Annotated in this window: 16 protein-coding genes, 1 tRNA gene and 1 other RNA gene; 10 read left to right on the top strand and 8 right to left on the bottom strand. The window is 52.3% G+C overall.

All coding sequences use genetic code 11. The features are described from left to right. Nucleotides 1-58 precede the first annotated feature (58 nt). The 4 genes from ACQG19_RS14010 to narI are packed head-to-tail and all read left to right on the top strand — an operon-like array spanning nucleotide 59 to nucleotide 6,718. On the top strand, nucleotides 59-3,802 hold the full coding sequence (locus ACQG19_RS14010) for a nitrate reductase subunit alpha (RefSeq protein WP_058661907.1): 3,744 nt from the start codon (nucleotides 59-61) through the stop codon (nucleotides 3,800-3,802). Next, complete coding sequence (narH, locus tag ACQG19_RS14005; protein ID WP_013096257.1) at nucleotides 3,799-5,334, top strand: nitrate reductase subunit beta; 1,536 nt, start codon at nucleotides 3,799-3,801, stop codon at nucleotides 5,332-5,334. Before ACQG19_RS14010 ends, narH begins: the two co-directional genes overlap by 4 nt. Then, entirely contained in the window at nucleotides 5,331-6,041 is a 711-nt protein-coding gene (narJ, locus tag ACQG19_RS14000) for a nitrate reductase molybdenum cofactor assembly chaperone (RefSeq protein WP_013096258.1), read from the top strand. Before narH ends, narJ begins: the two co-directional genes overlap by 4 nt. Then, the gene (narI, locus tag ACQG19_RS13995; RefSeq protein WP_013096259.1) at nucleotides 6,041-6,718 is read left to right on the top strand and encodes a respiratory nitrate reductase subunit gamma; all 678 of its coding nucleotides are present in this window, start codon (nucleotides 6,041-6,043) and stop codon (nucleotides 6,716-6,718) included. Before narJ ends, narI begins: the two co-directional genes overlap by 1 nt. On the opposite strand, the gene ACQG19_RS13990 is transcribed toward narI, so the two are convergent. Then, complete coding sequence (locus ACQG19_RS13990) at nucleotides 6,715-7,611, bottom strand: DMT family transporter (protein ID WP_246931901.1); 897 nt, start codon at nucleotides 7,609-7,611, stop codon at nucleotides 6,715-6,717. The two genes, narI and ACQG19_RS13990, sit on opposite strands and share 4 nt — an antisense overlap. A gap of 107 nt (nucleotides 7,612-7,718) precedes the next feature. Between ACQG19_RS13990 and ACQG19_RS13985 the strand changes: the two genes are divergently transcribed. Continuing rightward, entirely contained in the window at nucleotides 7,719-8,162 is a 444-nt protein-coding gene (locus ACQG19_RS13985) for an Lrp/AsnC family transcriptional regulator (RefSeq protein ID WP_029740417.1), read from the top strand. Between the two features lie 84 nt (nucleotides 8,163-8,246). Here ACQG19_RS13985 and ACQG19_RS13980 read toward each other — a convergent pair. From ACQG19_RS13980 to ACQG19_RS13965, 4 genes are all read right to left on the bottom strand, one after another. Further along, nucleotides 8,247-8,377, bottom strand: a non-coding RNA gene (locus ACQG19_RS13980) — RtT sRNA. Nucleotides 8,378-8,421: 44 nt separating this feature from the next. Further along, a tRNA-Tyr gene (locus ACQG19_RS13975) sits at nucleotides 8,422-8,506 on the bottom strand. A 156-nt stretch (nucleotides 8,507-8,662) separates the two neighbouring features. Beyond that, nucleotides 8,663-9,505: a formyltetrahydrofolate deformylase gene (gene purU, locus ACQG19_RS13970; RefSeq protein WP_013096262.1), complete on the bottom strand. Its 843-nt coding sequence runs from the start codon at nucleotides 9,503-9,505 to the stop codon at nucleotides 8,663-8,665. Nucleotides 9,506-9,553: 48 nt separating this feature from the next. After that, entirely contained in the window at nucleotides 9,554-10,012 is a 459-nt protein-coding gene (locus ACQG19_RS13965; protein WP_029883447.1) for a YchJ family protein, read from the bottom strand. A gap of 115 nt (nucleotides 10,013-10,127) precedes the next feature. Between ACQG19_RS13965 and rssA the strand changes: the two genes are divergently transcribed. The 3 genes from rssA to galU all read left to right on the top strand — a co-directional run bounded on the left by rssA (nucleotide 10,128) and on the right by galU (nucleotide 13,244). Further along, nucleotides 10,128-11,030, top strand: a complete 903-nt coding sequence (gene rssA / locus ACQG19_RS13960) for a patatin-like phospholipase RssA (RefSeq protein WP_013096264.1) — start codon at nucleotides 10,128-10,130, stop codon at nucleotides 11,028-11,030. 91 nt (nucleotides 11,031-11,121) lie between these two features. Next, a complete protein-coding gene (gene rssB / locus ACQG19_RS13955; protein ID WP_013096265.1) occupies nucleotides 11,122-12,135 on the top strand; it encodes a two-component system response regulator RssB in 1,014 nt (337 codons plus the stop codon). A 200-nt stretch (nucleotides 12,136-12,335) separates the two neighbouring features. Continuing rightward, nucleotides 12,336-13,244, top strand: a complete 909-nt coding sequence (galU, locus tag ACQG19_RS13950; protein WP_029883446.1) for a UTP--glucose-1-phosphate uridylyltransferase GalU — start codon at nucleotides 12,336-12,338, stop codon at nucleotides 13,242-13,244. Nucleotides 13,245-13,443: 199 nt separating this feature from the next. On the opposite strand, the gene hns is transcribed toward galU, so the two are convergent. Then, nucleotides 13,444-13,857: a histone-like nucleoid-structuring protein H-NS gene (gene hns / locus ACQG19_RS13945; RefSeq protein ID WP_008502781.1), complete on the bottom strand. Its 414-nt coding sequence runs from the start codon at nucleotides 13,855-13,857 to the stop codon at nucleotides 13,444-13,446. Nucleotides 13,858-14,406: 549 nt separating this feature from the next. Between hns and tdk the strand changes: the two genes are divergently transcribed. Further along, nucleotides 14,407-15,021: a thymidine kinase gene (gene tdk / locus ACQG19_RS13940; protein WP_013096267.1), complete on the top strand. Its 615-nt coding sequence runs from the start codon at nucleotides 14,407-14,409 to the stop codon at nucleotides 15,019-15,021. Nucleotides 15,022-15,094: 73 nt separating this feature from the next. On the opposite strand, the gene adhE is transcribed toward tdk, so the two are convergent. Together adhE and ACQG19_RS13930 are read right to left on the bottom strand one after the other, a co-directional pair. After that, complete coding sequence (gene adhE / locus ACQG19_RS13935) at nucleotides 15,095-17,773, bottom strand: bifunctional acetaldehyde-CoA/alcohol dehydrogenase (RefSeq protein ID WP_013096268.1); 2,679 nt, start codon at nucleotides 17,771-17,773, stop codon at nucleotides 15,095-15,097. A 297-nt stretch (nucleotides 17,774-18,070) separates the two neighbouring features. Next, the gene (locus tag ACQG19_RS13930) at nucleotides 18,071-18,346 is read right to left on the bottom strand and encodes a hypothetical protein (RefSeq protein ID WP_162185062.1); all 276 of its coding nucleotides are present in this window, start codon (nucleotides 18,344-18,346) and stop codon (nucleotides 18,071-18,073) included. Between ACQG19_RS13930 and ACQG19_RS13925 the strand changes: the two genes are divergently transcribed. Continuing rightward, entirely contained in the window at nucleotides 18,252-18,899 is a 648-nt protein-coding gene (locus ACQG19_RS13925; protein ID WP_020690921.1) for a YchE family NAAT transporter, read from the top strand. The genes ACQG19_RS13930 and ACQG19_RS13925 overlap by 95 nt on opposite strands. The last annotated feature ends 578 nt before the right edge of the window (nucleotides 18,900-19,477 follow it).

Below are 19,477 nucleotides of genomic sequence, written 5' to 3'. Positions count from 1 at the left end.
CGCTGCAAATCAGCAATGTCGATTTAGAGAGCCACAGGCTCCACACAGGAGATACCCGATGAGCAAATTTTTGGACCGGTTTCGCTACTTCAAACAGAAGGGTGAAACTTTTGCCGATGGGCACGGCCAGGTTCTGGATACCAACCGGGACTGGGAAGACGGTTACCGCCAGCGCTGGCAGCATGACAAAGTCGTCCGTTCAACCCACGGTGTAAACTGCACTGGCTCGTGTAGCTGGAAGATTTTCGTTAAAAACGGTCTGGTGACCTGGGAAATGCAGCAGACCGACTATCCGCGCACCCGCCCGGATATGCCGAACCATGAACCACGTGGCTGCCCGCGTGGCGCCAGCTACTCCTGGTATCTCTACAGTGCGAACCGTCTTAAATATCCTCTGATGCGCAAGCGCCTGATGAAAATGTGGCGTGAAGCCAAGGTGCAGCACAGCGATCCGGTAGAGGCGTGGGCATCCATCATCGAAGACGCCGACAAAGCGAAAAGCTTCAAGCAGGCGCGTGGCCGCGGTGGTTTTGTTCGCTCCTCCTGGAAAGAGGTGAATGAGCTGATCGCCGCCTCTAACGTCTATACCGTCAAAACTTACGGTCCTGACCGCGTGGCAGGCTTCTCGCCGATCCCGGCGATGTCGATGGTCTCTTACGCTTCTGGCGCGCGCTATCTTTCCCTGATTGGGGGAACCTGTCTGAGCTTCTACGACTGGTACTGCGACCTGCCACCAGCGTCTCCACAGACCTGGGGTGAACAGACCGATGTGCCGGAGTCCGCCGACTGGTATAACTCAAGCTACATTATCGCCTGGGGCTCAAACGTACCGCAGACCCGTACCCCGGATGCACACTTCTTTACTGAAGTGCGTTACAAAGGCACCAAAACCGTTGCGGTGACCCCGGACTACGCCGAAATTGCCAAGCTGTGTGACCTGTGGCTGGCGCCTAAACAGGGTACTGACTCCGCGATGGCGCTGGCGATGGGCCACGTCATGCTGCGTGAATTCCACCTCGATAAACCAAGCCAGTACTTCACCGATTACGTGCGTCGTTATACCGACATGCCAATGCTGGTGATGCTGGAAGAGCGTGACGGCTACTACGCGGCAGGCCGTACGCTGCGTGCGGCGGATCTGGTGGACGCGCTGGGCCAGGAAAACAACCCTGAGTGGAAAACCGTCGCGTATAACAGCAACGGTGAGCTGGTGGTGCCAAACGGTTCAATCGGCTTCCGCTGGGGTGAGAAGGGCAAATGGAACCTTGAACAACGTAACGGTACAACCGGCGAAGAGACCGAGCTGCGCCTGAGCATGCTGGGCAGCCAGGATGAGATCGCAGAAGTGGGCTTCCCGTACTTCGGCGGCGAAGGTTCTGAGCACTTCAACAAGGTTGAGCTACAGAACGTCCTGATGCACAAACTGCCGGTGAAACGCCTGCAACTGGCCGACGGCTCTAGCGCCCTGGTGACCACCGTGTATGACCTGACGCTGGCCAACTACGGTCTGGAGCGCGGTCTGAACGATGAAAACTGCGCGACCAGCTACGACGATGTGAAGGCGTACACCCCAGCCTGGGCGGAGCAGATCACCGGCGTACCGCGTGCGCAGATCACCCGTATCGCCCGTGAATTCGCAGAAAACGCTGACAAAACCCATGGTCGTTCAATGATTATTGTCGGTGCCGGTCTGAACCACTGGTATCACCTCGATATGAACTACCGTGGCCTGATCAATATGCTGATCTTCTGCGGCTGCGTCGGTCAGAGCGGTGGCGGCTGGGCGCACTACGTGGGCCAGGAAAAACTGCGTCCGCAGACTGGCTGGCAGCCGCTGGCGTTTGCCCTTGACTGGCAGCGTCCGGCGCGTCATATGAACAGCACTTCCTACTTCTATAACCACTCCAGCCAGTGGCGCTATGAGACGGTTACCGCGCAGGAGCTGCTGTCGCCAATGGCAGATAAATCCCGCTACAGCGGTCATCTGATCGACTTTAACGTCCGCGCTGAACGCATGGGCTGGCTGCCGTCCGCGCCTCAGCTGGGTACTAACCCGCTGCGCATTGCAGAAGAGGCGAAGAAGGCAGGAATGTCGCCGGTGGATTACACCGTTAATTCTCTGAAAGACGGTTCAATCCGTTTCGCGGCCGAGCAGCCGGAAAACGGTAAAAACCATCCGCGTAACCTGTTCATCTGGCGTTCCAACCTGCTGGGCTCGTCCGGTAAAGGCCACGAGTACATGCTGAAATACCTGCTCGGTACCGAAAACGGTATCCAGGGTAAAGATCTCGGCAAGCAGGGCGGCGTGAAGCCGGAAGAGGTGGAGTGGAAAGACAACGGTCTCGACGGCAAGCTGGATCTGGTGGTGACCCTCGACTTCCGTCTCTCCAGCACCTGCCTGTACTCCGATATCGTGCTGCCTACCGCTACCTGGTACGAAAAAGACGACATGAATACCTCGGATATGCATCCGTTTATTCATCCGCTGTCTGCGGCCGTTGACCCGGCGTGGGAATCAAAAAGCGACTGGGATATCTACAAAGACATCGCGAAGAAATTCTCTGAAGTCTGCGTAGGGCACCTGGGCAAAGAGACCGACGTGGTGACGCTGCCTATCCAGCACGACTCCGCTGCTGAACTGGCGCAGCCGCTGGACGTGAAGGACTGGAAAAAAGGTGAATGTGACCTGATCCCGGGCGTAACGGCGCCGCACATTATTCCGGTGGAACGTGACTATCCGGCGACCTACGAGCGCTTTACCTCTATCGGCCCGCTGATGGAGAAAATCGGCAACGGCGGGAAAGGGATTGCCTGGAACACTCAGAGCGAAATGGATCTGCTGCGCAAGCTCAATTACACCAAGGCGGACGGCCCGGCCAAAGGCCAGCCGATGCTGAATACGGCGATTGATGCGGCAGAAATGATCCTGACCCTGGCACCGGAAACCAACGGCCAGGTTGCCGTGAAGGCCTGGAAAGCGCTGAGCGAATTCACCGGCCGCGACCATACGCATCTGGCGCTCAACAAAGAAGACGAAAAAATCCGCTTCCGCGATATTCAGGCGCAGCCGCGCAAAATTATCTCCAGCCCGACCTGGTCTGGCCTGGAAGATGAACATGTCTCTTACAACGCCGGGTATACCAACGTTCACGAGCTGATCCCATGGCGTACTCTGTCCGGTCGTCAGTCGCTGTATCAGGATCACCAGTGGATGCGTGACTTCGGCGAAAGCCTGCTGGTTTACCGTCCACCAATCGACACCCGCTCCGTGAAAGCGGTGATGGGCGCGAAATCGAACGGCAACCCGGAGAAGGCGCTGAACTTCCTGACGCCGCACCAGAAGTGGGGGATCCACTCTACTTATAGCGACAACCTGCTGATGCTGACCTTGTCCCGCGGTGGTCCGATTGTGTGGATGAGTGAAGCGGACGCCAAAGATCTGGGTATTGAAGATAACGACTGGATCGAAGTGTTCAACAGCAACGGCGCCCTGACGGCGCGTGCGGTGGTGAGCCAGCGCGTACCGGCCGGGATGACCATGATGTACCACGCGCAGGAACGTATCGTGAACCTGCCGGGTTCAGAGATCACCGAGCAGCGCGGCGGTATTCACAACTCCGTGACCCGTATTACGCCGAAGCCGACCCACATGATCGGTGGCTATGCACAGCTGGCCTACGGCTTTAACTACTACGGTACGGTAGGTTCTAACCGCGATGAGTTCGTGGTGGTACGTAAGATGAAAAATATTAACTGGTTAGATGGCGAAGGTAATGACCAGGTACAGGAGAGCGTAAAATGAAAATTCGTTCACAAGTCGGCATGGTGCTGAATCTGGATAAATGCATCGGCTGTCATACCTGCTCAGTCACCTGTAAGAACGTCTGGACCAGCCGTGAAGGGATGGAATACGCCTGGTTCAACAACGTGGAAAGTAAGCCGGGTACCGGCTTCCCGACCGACTGGGAAAACCAGGAGAAGTGGAAGGGCGGCTGGATCCGTAAAATCAACGGTAAGCTGCAGCCGCGCATGGGTAACCGTGCGATGCTGCTGGGTAAAATCTTCGCCAACCCGCATCTGCCGGGTATCGAAGATTATTACGAACCGTTTGACTACGACTACCAGAACCTGCATAACGCGCCGGAAAGTAAGCACCAGCCGATCGCCCGTCCTCGCTCGCTGATCACCGGCCAGCGCATGGACAAAATTACCAGCGGTCCAAACTGGGAAGAGATTCTGGGCGGCGAGTTCGAAAAACGCGCCAAAGACCAGAACTTCGAGAACATGCAGAAGGCGATGTACGGCCAGTTTGAAAACACCTTCATGATGTACCTGCCGCGTCTGTGTGAGCACTGCCTCAACCCGGCGTGCGTGGCGACCTGCCCGAGCGGCGCCATCTACAAGCGTGAAGAAGACGGCATCGTGCTGATCGACCAGGACAAGTGCCGCGGCTGGCGTATGTGCATCACCGGCTGCCCGTACAAAAAAATCTACTTCAACTGGAAGAGCGGTAAGTCTGAGAAGTGCATCTTCTGCTACCCACGTATCGAAGCCGGTATGCCGACCGTTTGCTCCGAGAGCTGCGTAGGCCGTATTCGTTACCTCGGCGTGCTGCTGTATGACGCAGACGCGATTGAAAATGCCGCGAGCACCGAGAACGAGAAAGATCTGTACCAGCGTCAGCTGGACGTGTTCCTTGACCCGAACGATCCGAAAGTGATTGAGCAGGCGCTGAAAGACGGCATTCCGCAGAGCGTAATCGACGCGGCGCAGCAGTCTCCGGTATACAAAATGGCGATGGACTGGAAGCTGGCCCTGCCGCTGCACCCGGAATACCGCACGCTGCCGATGGTCTGGTACGTGCCGCCTCTGTCGCCGATTCAGTCAGCCGCGGATGCAGGCGAGCTGGGCAGCAACGGCATTCTGCCGGACGTGGAGAGCTTGCGTATCCCGGTTCAGTACCTGGCAAACCTGCTGACCGCAGGCGATACCCAGCCGGTACTGCTGGCGCTGAAACGTATGCTGGCGATGCGCCACTTCAAACGTGCGGAAACGGTGGACGGCGTGACCGACACCCGTGCGCTGGAAGAGGTCGGCCTGACCGAAGCGCAGGCCCAGGAGATGTACCGCTACCTGGCCATTGCCAACTATGAAGATCGTTTCGTGGTACCAAGCAGCCACCGTGAACTGGCCCGCGAAGCCTTCCCGGAGAAAAACGGTTGTGGCTTTAGCTTTGGCGACGGTTGCCACGGGTCAGACAGCAAATTCAACCTGTTCAACAGCCGCCGCATCGACGCCATGGATGTGACCAGCAAAACGGAGCCGCACCCATGATTGAACTCGTGATTGTTTCGCGTCTGCTGGAGTACCCGGATGCCGCGCTGGCGCAGCATCAGCAGGAACTCTTTGATGCGCTCGCGTCCTCTGAAAACCTGGATAAAGAAGATGCCCAGACACTGGGCGTTTTCCTCCGCGACCTGTTAGCGCGCGATCTTCTCGATGCGCAGGCGGATTACAGCCAGCTGTTTGATCGCGGTCGCGCAACCTCGCTGCTGCTGTTTGAACACGTTCACGGTGAATCCCGCGATCGGGGGCAGGCGATGGTGGACCTGATGGCCCAGTACGAGCAGCACGGCCTGCAGCTCGACAGCCGCGAGCTGCCGGATCATCTGCCGCTGTACCTGGAGTATCTGGCGCAGTTGCCAAAAGAAGAAGCGCTGGGTGGTCTGCAGGACATCGCGCCGATTCTGGCGTTGCTCAGCGCCCGTCTTCAGCAGCGCGAGAGCCGCTATGCGGTGCTGTTTGGGGTGCTGGTGAAGCTGGCGAATGCCTCGGTCGACAGTGAAAAAGTGGCGGAGAAAATTGCGGACGAAGCCCGCGACGACACGCCACAGGCGCTGGATGCAGTCTGGGAAGAAGAGCAGGTGAAATTCTTTGCTGACCAGAGCTGCGGCGAATCTGAAATTTCGGCTCACCAGCGTCGTTTTGCCGGCGCGGTTGCCCCGCAATATTTGAATATCTCTAACGGAGGACGGCACTAATGCACTTCCTGAATATGTTCTTCTTTGACATTTACCCGTATATCGCGGGCACCGTGTTCCTGGTGGGAAGCTGGCTGCGTTATGACTATGGTCAGTACACCTGGCGTGCTGCCTCCAGCCAGATGCTGGATCGTAAAGGGATGCACGTTGCGTCTAACCTGTTCCACATCGGTATTCTGGGAATTTTTGCCGGCCACTTCCTGGGAATGCTGACGCCACACTGGATGTATGAAGCGTGGCTGCCCATCGAAGTGAAGCAGAAGATGGCGATGATCGCGGGTGGCGCTTGCGGCGTGATGACCCTGGTGGGTGGTCTGCTGCTGCTGAAACGCCGTCTGTTCAGTCCGCGCGTGCGGGCTACCACTACCACGGCGGATATCCTGATCCTCTCTCTGCTGATGGTTCAGTGCGCACTGGGTCTGCTGACCATTCCATTCTCGGCGCAGCATATGGACGGTAGCGAGATGATGAAGCTGGTGGGATGGGCGCAGTCCGTAGTGACCTTCCACGGAGGCGCATCTGAACATCTGGATGGGGTGGCGTTTATCTTCCGCCTGCACCTGGTGTTGGGTATGACCCTGTTTGTGCTGTTCCCGTTCTCTCGTCTGGTGCACATCTGGAGCGCGCCGGTGGAGTACCTGACGCGCAAATACCAGATTGTGCGTGCCCGTCGCTAATTTGTCGTTTTGATACTAACCCCGCATTCGCGGGGTTTTTTTTCGCCCCAGCCCAGATTATTGCCTGCCGCAGCAAACAGGATCAGCGCGCCGCCCGCCAGTTGGGTAATATCCAGCGAATGCCCGAAGACCACATTATCGACAACGATGGCTACTACCGGATAGATAAAGGACAGTGAACCGGTAATGGGCGTCGGAAGTTTTTGGATGGCGCTATACAGCAGCTGATACATGATACCGGTATGGACAATGCCCAGCGTCAGTAAAATTGGCCACGGAAAATCAGCGGACAAGGCGGGCATACGGGCAAACGGCAGTAGCATTACCACGCCTGTCAGCACCTGAATAAACGCTATATGCTGTGGCGCGATGGATTTCAGTTTGCGGGCAATAATCGCCGTCAACGCATAGAAGAACGCCGCACCCAGTGCCAGACCCATCCCCGCGAGCCAGGCTGAGCCATGGGAACCGGACAGTTCGCCTGAGAGCAAAATTATCACCCCGCCGAAGGCAAGAAACAGCCAGCCCCATTTGACCAGACTGACGCGTTCGCCTAATAACATACCCATTAACACCAGCATAAAGGGTTGAGTGTTATAAACCACAGTGGAAAGGCCAATCGAAATACGTTCATAGGCAGCGAACAGCAGTAGCCAGTTCACCACTAATGTTACCCCGCCGAGAATAGCCAGCAGCAGAGAGGTACGGGTTAGGGGACTAAAGGGTTTTTGGCTCATTCTAATGAAAATGAACAATGCGATTGCGCCGATCAGACAGCGCCAGAAAACCACTTCTGACACTGGCAGTCCGGAGAGTAAAACAAACGCGCCAATCGAGCCGGAAATTAACATCGCCAGGCTCATTTGCCAGACGCCTTTATATAAGTCACGCATCATTCACCTCCTGGTTGATGACGCTATTGTCGAAAATTGCTGTCGGGTTTTACAGGGTTCAGATAAGGTTAAATACGCGAATGGCTTTTTAAAATTAGGTGAAAACGATGGAATACCTTCTCGATGATATCGATCGGCAAATTTTGGCTTGTCTGGTCGAGGATGCGCGTATGTCGCTGAAGGTGCTCAGCGGCCGTATCGGTCTGACCTCGCCCAGCACGGCAGAACGCCTGAAAAGGCTGGAAGAGCGTGGAGTGATTCAGGGTTACGGTGCCCGGGTCAATCTGGCGGCGTTAGGTTATACGCTGCAGGCGCTGGTGCGGGTTCGCCCGTTGCCTGGACTGTTACATAAAGTGGATAAATACATCCAGGCGATGCCGGAGTGCATTGAAAGTGACAAAGTGACCGGTGAAGACTGTTTTGTCATCCGGCTGGTGGTGCGGTCAATTGAGCAACTGGATGTGTTGCTGGACGGGCTGGCGGAGCATGCCCAGTGTAATACGTCGATTGTGAAGAGCTCACCGGTGAAGCGACGCTTGCCGCCGATGTAAACGTCTGTCGCCGGGTGGCGGCTACGCCTTACCCGGCCTACGAAAGTTTGCTCGGTTAGGTTTTATTATGATTTTTGGAATTAATGGTGGTGGGGGAAGGATTACTCGGCGCGTTGCGCCTCGCCCTTCGGGTCGTTGCCTGCGGCAACGCTTTCTCGCTACGCTCGAATCGAACCTTAGTCGAAGCTTCTCATCCTTCCCGCATGCGATGAATATAGAGCACTTAGCGAAGTGTGAGTTTGATACGGCATGGAAGTAATGGTGGTGGGGGAAGGATTCGAACCTTCGAAGTCGATGACGGCAGATTTACAGTCTGCTCCCTTTGGCCGCTCGGGAACCCCACCACGGGGTAATGCTTGTACTGGCCTGCTTCCTGCTGGAAGCGGGGCGCATCATATCAAATGACACGCCCCTGTAAAGCGTTACCACAAGAAAAATAAACTGGTTGCCTGATTTTTACCCGCAAAGCTGTAAAGCTAACCAATTCATTTCACTGTCGATTAAAGAATGATCGTTCTGTTACCGTAAACGAATACGCGCTGCGCCAGCACCTGATAGAGTGCGCGGCTCAGAACGTTCTTCTCAACATCGCGTCCGGCACGCATCATGTCTTCCGCCGTGTAGGTGTGATCCACATGAATCACGTCCTGCATGATGATTGGGCCTTCATCCAGATTGTCATTCACGTAATGCGCCGTTGCGCCGATGATCTTCACGCCGCGTTCATAGGCCTGGTGGTAGGGGCGTGCGCCAATAAAGGCGGGCAGGAAGGAGTGGTGAATGTTAATAATTTTGTTCGGGAAACGCGCCACGAAGGAGGGCGTCAGCACGCGCATGTATTTCGCCAGGACAACGTAGTCCGGGTTGTGCGCTTCAATAGCCTCTGCCATCAGGTTGTCGTGCTCTTCACGCGTATGGCCTTCATGGCTCACCAGCTCGAACGGAATATCAAAACGTTCTACCAGCGTACGCAGCGTCTCGTGGTTACCGATAACGGCGGCGATTTCGACATCCAGACCGCCGTAGTTAGCTTTCATCAGCAGATCGCCCAGGCAGTGGGCTTCTTTGGTCACCAGAATTACGATGCGACGACGGCCTGCTGGTGTCAACTCGCGTACGGAACCTTCCGGCAGCGCGCTGTCCAGATCGGCAAGCAGAGTGGTGTCGTTGAAAATACCTTCCAGTTCGGTACGCATGAAGAAACGACCGGTACGGTGGTCAACGAATTCGTTGTTCTGCACGATATTCAATTCATGTTTGTAACAGATGTTGGTAATTCGTGCGATCAGCCCTTTTTGATCGGGACAGATGGTGCGCAGAACTTTACGTTGTAGTGATTGCATCGCCGGGAAATCCTGTTTGAGTATTTGCGAAGTCTCGGTTGTCGGGCGTTACTGCCCGCAACACTTTTTAAATTTTTTACCAGAACCACAAGGGCAGGGATCGTTACGACCAAACTGCGGGCGCGTTCCGTCAATATAATACCATTGCCCGCTTTCCTTTAAGAACCGGGAACGCTCGATAATGGCACCCGGTTTATTGTGTTCAGTAAACCGGGCAACAAAGCTGACGTAACCTTCATTTTCGTGACTACCGGGTGCGGATTCATAAACGGTAAGACCGAGCCACTGGGTATTGGCGAACCCGGCTTCGATCTCCTGTTTGAAACTGGCGGCCTGGCATGAGGGGTGCCAGGTTTTAATCAGGTAGTCTGCGTCCTTGATCACAAAAGCGGTATACCGTGAACGCATAAGGTGTGATGGGTCTGGTGCAACCTGATCGCCAGAAAGATATCGCTGGCAACATAGGCTATACTCCAGAGCGCTACCACAGGGGCAGAGTTGAGACACGATTCTCTTCCTGGAACAAAAAATTAAGGGCGTAAAACGCTTCGGGTAGCACCATGTTAACTGAGCTGTTGCGTTGACGCTATGTCGGGAATCCAGGGGAAGTAAAACAGGGCGAATGAGAAAGGTTAAAATTGGACTGGCGCTGGGCTCAGGTGCAGCCCGCGGATGGTCACACATCGGCGTGATAAATGCCTTAAACCAGATGGGCGTCGATGTCGATATTGTTGCAGGATGTTCGATTGGATCGCTGGTAGGTTCCGCCTATGCGTGCGGCAAATTGCCCGAACTTGAAGCGTGGGTGCGATCCTTCAGTTACTGGGACGTGCTGCGCCTGATGGACCTTTCGTGGCAGCGCGGCGGTTTGCTTCGCGGTGAACGCGTCTTCAACCAGTTCCGTCAGATTATGCCTCTTCAGGACTTCAGCGATTGTCAGCTGCCATTTGGCGCCGTGGCGACGAATCTCAGTACGGGACGTGAGCTGTGGCTGACCGAAGGGGATATCCACCTTGCCGTTCGCGCCTCCTGCAGTATGCCGGGCCTTATGGCTCCTGTCCCGCATAATGGGTACTGGCTTGTTGATGGCGGAGTCGTTAACCCCGTGCCAATCTCTTTGACGCGCGCAATGGGGGCTGACATCGTGATCGCGGTCGATTTGCAACACGACGCTCACCTGATGCAGCAAGACCTCATGCCGGTCAATTTGCAAAGCGAAGATGCCGAGGCGGAAAAACTGGCCTGGCATGAGCGCTTACGCGGGCGAATTGGTCGGATAGCCGCGCGCCGCTCGGTCGCTGCACCCACGGCAATGGAGATTATGACCACCTCAATCCAGGTGCTGGAAAACCGCCTGAAACGTAACCGTATGGCGGGCGACCCACCGGATATTCTGATTCAACCCTATTGTCCACAAATCTCTACCCTTGATTTCCATCGGGCTGAGGCCGCCATCGCAGCGGGCTCTTTAGCCGTCGAAAAGAAAATGGACGAATTATTGCCATTTGTGCGAACCGCACGTTGAGCACCTTTTTTTGACTACTTCAGCAAAATCTGACAGGCGATAGTGCCGATAGCATGCCACTATTTAGTAACTGTCAGCCAGGGGAGGAACCATGACGCAGCCATTGGCCGGAAAACACATTTTGATTGTTGAAGACGAGCCCGTTTTCCGATCGCTACTGGATTCGTGGTTATCCTCGCTGGGGGCAACCACTGCCCTGGCTGAAGATGGTGTTGATGCCCTGGAAAAAATGGTCAGTATCACGCCCGATCTGATGATCTGTGATATCGCAATGCCGCGGATGAATGGCCTGAAGTTGGTTGAACATCTGCGTAATGAGGGCAACCAGACGCCCATACTGGTGATCTCCGCGACGGAAAATATGGCGGATATTGCCAAAGCATTACGTCTGGGGGTGCAGGATATTCTGCTGAAACCAGTAAAAGATCTGAACCGTTTGCGTGAAACGGTATTGGCCTGCCTTTATCCGAATATGTTTAATTCCCGTGTCGAGGAAGAAGAGCGCCTTTTCCAGGACTGGGATGCTTTAGTCAGTAATCCGCCTGCCGCGGCCAAGCTATTGCAGGAACTTCAGCCGCCGGTACAACAGACCTTTTCACACTGTCGAATAAATTATCGCCAGCTTGTGGCCGCGGATCAGCCCGGTCTGGTGCTGGATATTGCGCCATTATCGGATTCCGATCTTGCGTTTTATTCCCTGGATGTTACCCGTGCCGGGGATAATGGTGTATTAGCAGCGTTATTACTTCGTGCGCTATTTAACGGGCTGTTGCAGGAACAGTTATCGCATCAGGGGCAACGGCTTCCGGAGTTAGGCAGTTTACTTAAACAGGTTAACCAGCTTTTTCGCCAGGCCAATTTACCAGGACAATTTCCATTGCTGGTTGGCTATTACCATAGTGGATTGAAAAATCTTATCCTCGTTTCAGCGGGTCTGAACGCCTCTCTGAATACCGGGGAACATCATATTCAGGTTAGCAACGGTGTGCCGCTGGGGACATTGGGTACGGCTTATCTTAATCAAATTAGCCATCGCTGTTCTTCCTGGCAGTGCCAAATTTGGGGTGCCGGCGGACGGTTGCGGTTAATGTTGTCCACGGAATAAGCAGTTGGATCTTAATTTTAAGATTGCCTTACCTGTGTTTTGTGGGGAGTGCTACTATCGCTGCCCAGATTCATGCGTATTTATCCTAATTGATCGGCAACGCGTTCTTTTCAGACCCGGACTGTGTGATGAGGCTGATATACTCAACGCGTTATTTAATGCATAAAAGTTCAAAACTTGAACAGCTCAGGAGAATTTGAATGGCTGCCCTAAATTCGAAAGTCAGAAAGGCCGTCATCCCGGTAGCGGGATTGGGGACCAGGATGTTACCAGCAACTAAGGCAATTCCTAAAGAGATGTTGCCACTGGTTGATAAGCCATTAATTCAGTATGTCGTAAACGAATGTATCGCGGCCGGCATCACTGAAATTGTGCTGGTTACACATTCATCTAAAAACTCTATCGAAAACCATTTCGATACCAGTTTCGAACTCGAAGCCATGCTGGAAAAACGCGTTAAGCGTCAGCTGTTAGAAGAAGTTCAGTCTATTTGCCCTCCGCACGTTACCATTATGCAGGTGCGTCAGGGGCTGGCGAAAGGTCTGGGCCACGCGGTACTTTGTGCATATCCTGTTGTGGGTAATGAACCTGTTGCGGTCATTCTGCCAGACGTCATTCTGGACGAATATGAATCCGATCTCTCTCAGGATAACCTTGCTGAGATGATCAAGCGCTTTGACGAAACGGGCAGCAGCCAGATTATGGTTGAACCTGTTGAAGACGTGACGGCTTACGGTGTTGTTGACTGTAAAGGCGTTAATCTTGAACCCGGTGAAAGCGTGCCAATGGTAGGCGTCGTAGAGAAGCCTAAAGCCGACGTAGCGCCGTCTAATCTGGCGGTAGTAGGTCGCTATGTCCTGAGTGCTGAAATCTGGCCACTGCTGGCGAAAACGCCTCCAGGAGCAGGAGATGAGATCCAGCTGACCGATGCCATCGATATGCTGATCGAGAAAGAGACCGTTGAAGCCTACCATATGAAAGGTAAGAGCCATGACTGCGGTAATAAACTCGGTTATATGCAGGCGTTCGTAGAATATGGCATCCGCCACAACTCACTGGGTGAAGAATTTAAAGCCTGGCTGAAAGAGAGCGTGGGTATTAAAAAATAACCCCGGCTGCAAATGATCAAGACCGGTGAGGCGATGCCCACCGGTTTTTTTATGCCCATAACTCAGGGTAACCACGCCGGTCTGTAAGGAACGCTAAATAGTACGATGTCCCAATATGACGGTATGTAAGGGGATGTTTGCAGGAATTGAGGATAAAAAAAATCCCGCATTAAGCGGGATTTTTCTGAATACGTTAGGATTAATCCTTGATCAGGAAGTCGTCCAGCTGTTTACCTTGCTCATCCATGGCTTTTTTGATAACAGCAGGTGTACGACCCTGGCCAGTCCAGGTTTTAGTTTCGCCGTTCTCGTCTACATAGCTATATTTAGCAGGACGAGCAGCGCGTTTTGCTTTAGTACCGGTCTTCGCTGCAGCCATGCTGTTCAGCAATTCATTTGGATCGATACCATCAGCAATCAGCATTTCACGATATTGCTGCAGTTTACGCGTACGCTCTTCGATTTCAGCAGCAGCAGCGCTTTCTTCTTCGCGACGTTCATTAACTACAACTTCTAATTTTTCCAGCATTTCTTCAAGCGTTTCCAGGGTGCATTCTCTTGCCTGCGCACGAAGAGTACGGATGTTGTTCAGAATTTTAAGTGCTTCGCTCATTGTAGTAATCTCAAACTTATAATGGGGGGTGGTTTGTTGTCCTAATAATAGAGCGATAAATTCAGTTGTGCAATAGGTGGGAATGTAAGGAATTCAAAAAATACGGAATAATGGGCGCTATTATTAATTACGCTAACTTAAATTTCATACCCACACAGGCTCGCTTGTTATCACGCTTACCTGCTTAACCCGTTCGGTTGCATCTTTTTTTTGTGACATTTACCGCAGGAATTATAGTTGCGGCGGATAAATATCAGCCTTTTGTATTAGTTTCTGCCAGCGTTGCCAAGGCAAAAATAGTTAATAAATAGTGAATTTTAATGAACGTGGATTCCAGTATAAAAAGAAGTGTTATGTTTAGTGGGTTCGCGACATATAGAGCATGCTGAATCAGTTTACCTCCTGTTTTATCGCATTATTTTCCTGTACATCTCGTGGTTAACTGCGGCTTGAACCCCATACTCTGTGTGGTGTATCGCTGATGACCAGACAAAATATGGTACAATGAATCATTGGGAATATTACACATTGATTAGGGTTTGACGGCCAATGGCACAACTTTATTTCTACTATTCGGCAATGAATGCCGGAAAATCCACGGCGTTACTGCAATCCTCCTACAATTATCAGGAACGAGGGATGCGCACCGTTGTTTACACCGCTGAAATCGACGATCGCTTCGGTGCAGGTAAGGTGAGTTCAAGAATTGGTCTCTCGTCACCGGCCAGACTGTTTAACCCACAAACGGACCTGTTGCAGGATATCCGTGCCGAGCATACTTCCCAGCCCATTCATTGCGTTCTGGTCGATGAAAGCCAGTTCCTGACGCGTGAACAGGTGCATGCGCTTTCAGAGGTCGTAGATGAACTTGATATTCCCGTTCTCTGCTATGGTTTGCGCACGGACTTTCGCGGGGAGCTATTTGCCGGTAGCCAGTATTTGCTTGCCTGGTCCGATAAACTGGTCGAACTGAAAACCATCTGTTTTTGCGGCCGTAAAGCCAGTATGGTGCTTCGTCTTGATCAGTCTGGTAAACCCTATGCAGACGGTGAGCAGGTGGTGATAGGGGGCAATGAACGCTATGTGTCGGTCTGTCGTAAGCATTACAAAGAGGCGTTGTCTGTGGGCTCCCTGACGGCGATTCAGCACGATAACAGGAAGTAGTTTCAAAGAACTTAAAGCCTGATCTTCAGACATAAAAAAACCCGCCAGAGGCGGGTTTTTTAACAGCGGTCAATTAAGCGCTTTTCTTCGCTTTTTTGTCAGCTTTAATGACGGGTGCTTCTGTTTTCACAGCAGCGACGTCACCTTCTTTGAACTCACGTCCGTAGAATGTATCCAGCAGGATCTGTTTCAGCTCGGAGATCAGTGGGTAGCGCGGGTTCGCACCAGTACACTGGTCATCGAATGCATCTTCAGACAGCTTATCAACGTGTGCCAGGAAGTCAGCTTCCTGAACACCCGCTTCGCGGATAGATTTAGGAATGCCCAGTTCAGCCTTCAGGCTTTCCAGCCATGCCAGCAGTTTCTCGATCTTAGCAGCAGTACGGTCGCCCGGTGCGCTCAGACCCAGGTGGTCTGCGATTTCAGCATAACGACGACGTGCTTGCGGACGGTCGTACTGGCTGAAAGCAGTCTGCTTGGTTGGGTTGTCATTCGCGTTATAACGGATAACGTTGCTGATCAACAGGGCGTTCGCCAGACCGTGAGGAATGTGGAACTGAGAACCCAGTTTGTGAGCCATGGAGTGGCAAACCCCGAGGAAGGCGTTAGCAAACGCGATACCGGCGATGGTTGCTGCACTGTGGACACGCTCACGGGCAACCGGGTTTTTAGACCCTTCGTTGTAAGACGCTGGCAGGTTTTCTTTCAGCAGTTTCAGCGCCTGCAGAGCCTGACCATCAGAGAACTCAGAAGCCAGTACGGAAACATAGGCTTCCAGGGCGTGAGTCACAGCGTCCAGACCACCGAATGCACACAGTGATTTCGGCATATCCATCACCAGGTTGGCATCAACGATGGCCATATCTGGGGTCAGCGCGTAGTCAGCCAGTGGGTATTTCTGACCCGTTGCGTCATCAGTGACCACTGCGAACGGCGTAACTTCAGAACCTGTACCGGAAGTGGTGGTAACGGCGATCATCTTCGCTTTTACGCCCATTTTCGGGAACTTGTAGATACGTTTACGGATGTCCATAAAGCGCAGCGCCAGTTCTTCGAAGTGGGTTTCTGGATGTTCGTACATTACCCACATGATTTTCGCGGCGTCCATTGGGGAACCACCACCCAGTGCGATAATCACATCTGGTTTGAAGGAGTTAGCCAGCTCCGCACCTTTACGCACAACGCTCAGGGTTGGGTCAGCTTCAACTTCAAAGAACACTTCAGTTTCTACGCCAGCGGCTTTAAGAACAGAGGTGATCTGGTCAGCGTAACCGTTGTTGAACAGGAAACGGTCAGTCACGATGAGCGCACGTTTGTGGCCATCAGTAATCACTTCATCCAGCGCGATTGGCAGAGAACCACGGCGGAAGTAGATAGATTTCGGAAGTTTGTGCCACAACATGTTTTCAGCTCGCTTAGCAACGGTTTTCTTGTTGATCAGGTGTTTTGGACCAACGTTTTCAGAGATGGAGTTACCACCCCAGGAACCACAACCCAGAGTCAGGGAAGGTGCGAGTTTGAAGTTGTACAGGTCGCCGATACCACCCTGAGAAGCCGGGGTGTTGATCAGGATACGTGCAGTTTTCATCATCTGACCAAAGTGAGCAACACGTTCTGGCTGGTTATCCTGGTCAGTGTACAGGCACGAGGTATGGCCGATACCACCCATCGCAACCAGTTTCTCTGCTTTCTCTACCGCGTCTTCGAAATCTTTGGCGCGGTACATCGCCAGAGTAGGGGACAGTTTTTCGTGAGCGAATGGTTCGCTTTCGTCGACAACTTTAACTTCACCAATCAGAATTTTTGTGGTTGCCGGAACAGTGAAGCCTGCCAGTTCAGCGATTTTATACGCTGGCTGACCCACGATAGCCGCGTTCAGCGCGCCATTTTTCAGAATGATATCCTGAACCGCTTTCAGCTCTTTGCCCTGCAGCAGGTAGCCGCCGTGGCTGGCGAAACGTTCGCGAACAGCATCATAAACGGAATCAACAACAACAACAGACTGCTCAGAAGCACAGATAACACCGTTGTCGAAGGTTTTGGACATCAGCACGGACGCAACAGCACGTTTGATATCGGCTGTTTCATCAATAACCACTGGGGTATTACCCGCGCCTACGCCGATAGCAGGTTTACCGGAACTGTATGCCGCTTTAACCATGCCAGGACCACCGGTCGCCAGGATCAGGTTAATGTCCGGGTGGTGCATCAGCGCGTTAGAAAGCTCAACGGACGGTTGGTCGATCCAGCCGATCAGGTCTTTAGGGGCACCGGCAGCAATCGCAGCCTGCAGAACGATGTCAGCGGCTTTGTTGGTCGCATCTTTTGCACGTGGGTGCGGGGAGAAGATGATTGCGTTACGGGTCTTCAGGCTGATCAGCGATTTGAAGATAGCGGTAGACGTTGGGTTGGTGGTTGGAACGATACCGCAAATAATGCCGATAGGTTCTGCAATGGTGATAGTACCGAAAGTGTCGTCTTCAGACAGCACGCCACAGGTTTTCTCATCTTTATAGGCGTTGTAGATATACTCTGAAGCGAAGTGGTTTTTGATCACTTTATCTTCAACGATACCCATGCCGGATTCGGCAACGGCCATTTTAGCGAGAGGGATTCGAGCATCTGCAGCAGCCAGAGCGGCCGCGCGGAAGATTTTATCAACCTGTTCTTGGGTGAAATTGGCATATTCACGCTGGGCTTTTTTAACGCGCTCGACGAGGGCGTTCAGTTCAGCGATATTAGTAACAGCCATAATGCTCTCCTGATAATGTTTAAACTCTTTTAGTAAACCAGCGCTCGATACGTCAGACAGTATAGACAGAGCCAATACGACTTGCGTAACACACAGTAAAACAATGGGTTACTTCCTGCACCAGCACACTAATTTACTAAAAGAGCCTTACCTTAGCATCATCCTTTTTTGGCAGGTCATCTCCCTGGGGGCGTAATCAAGATTACTCACTTCTGAGTACGAAAATCATGATCTGCGTCAATTTTCCCCCAAGCTGATACCTTTCAGCAGGGTTATTTCTTTGAGATTATTCCAGTGTTAAATAATTAAGTAACTATTGGAAGTGGCGCTATCATTGCTTATACAAATATTTAACATCATGAATTGATAACGTTTTGGCACAGATTTCTGGTGAAGTATGCTGATAAAAAGCGTATCTTCAGCGCGATTTTCACTGACAGTTGTCAGCCCCGGGGCATACGCATAAGCGGAGCAAAATGTGATCTTATCGCTCTTTGATTTTCCTACATATTTTAAGTTTTTTATTGGTTTGTTTGCATTGGTCAACCCGGTGGGGATCATTCCTGTCTTCATTAGTATGACCAGTTACCAGACGGCGGCGGCCAGAAACAAAACCAATCTTACCGCTAACCTGTCAGTGGCGATTATTCTCCTGACCTCCCTTTATCTTGGGGATGCCATTCTTCAGGTGTTCGGTATCTCGATTGATTCTTTCCGTATTGCGGGTGGGATCCTGGTAGTCACCATCGCTATGTCGATGATCAGCGGTAAGCTGGGGGAAGACAAACAGAACAAGCAGGAAAAATCAGAAACCGCCATTCGCGAGAGCATTGGCGTAGTGCCGCTGGCGTTACCGCTGATGGCCGGTCCCGGCGCTATCAGCTCAACGATTGTCTGGGGTACGCGCTACCACAACTGGATGCATCTGATAGGCTTTTCTGTCGCCATTGCCATTTTTGCGCTTTGTTGCTGGGGCGTTTTCCGCATGGCACCCTGGCTGGTGCGTCTGCTTGGGCAGACAGGCATCAACGTCATTACCCGTATTATGGGGTTGCTATTGATGGCCCTGGGCATCGAATTCATTGTGACCGGCATCAAAAGCATTTTCCCCGGCTTATTGCACTGACGTTTCATATGAAAGAATGGAGCCAACGGCTCCGTTTTTTTACGTGAATATCAGCAAATCATATAAATAAAGTTGAAATGCTTACCTGCCATAATAAATTCTACTAATAATGTTCAATTCTTATATTTCAACAAGTTATTAATCCCACCGTTTCCTGCCTGCACAGAAAACCTGCGATCATTCTGTTATTTTACTCACACGATACTCTGGGGCTTGCTGAGTGATAACCGAAATGATATTAGTAAATTCAACGTTCCCTTAGAGGAATGTGCTAAATAATAATCAGTTGTTAAATTTTTGTACAAAATGACGTGATGGTAGCGCAGCGACGCGCGCAGAGAGACTGATTTTTTTATCTCTTTGAATGAAAAGATTTTTCTTGTCCTTTCATGTCAGGCAGGGCTGCCCTCAACGATTTAGTACACTTCGTAAAAGAGAATTGCTTAACAAATTTGCAAAATGTATTGGCGTGCGTTTACGCCTTTTGATACTTTCCGGCCTAATATTTTGCAGCATAAAACAAGAAGATGAGAATTATTTTCATATAGTCATCTTCGCGAATATCCAACACATGTCTC

This window comes from Enterobacter cloacae complex sp. 277I4 (assembly GCF_050031465.1).
Lineage (GTDB): Bacteria > Pseudomonadota > Gammaproteobacteria > Enterobacterales > Enterobacteriaceae > Enterobacter > Enterobacter cloacae.
Note: the sequence above shows the minus strand (reverse complement) of the source record. Positions and strands in the feature narration are given on the sequence as shown.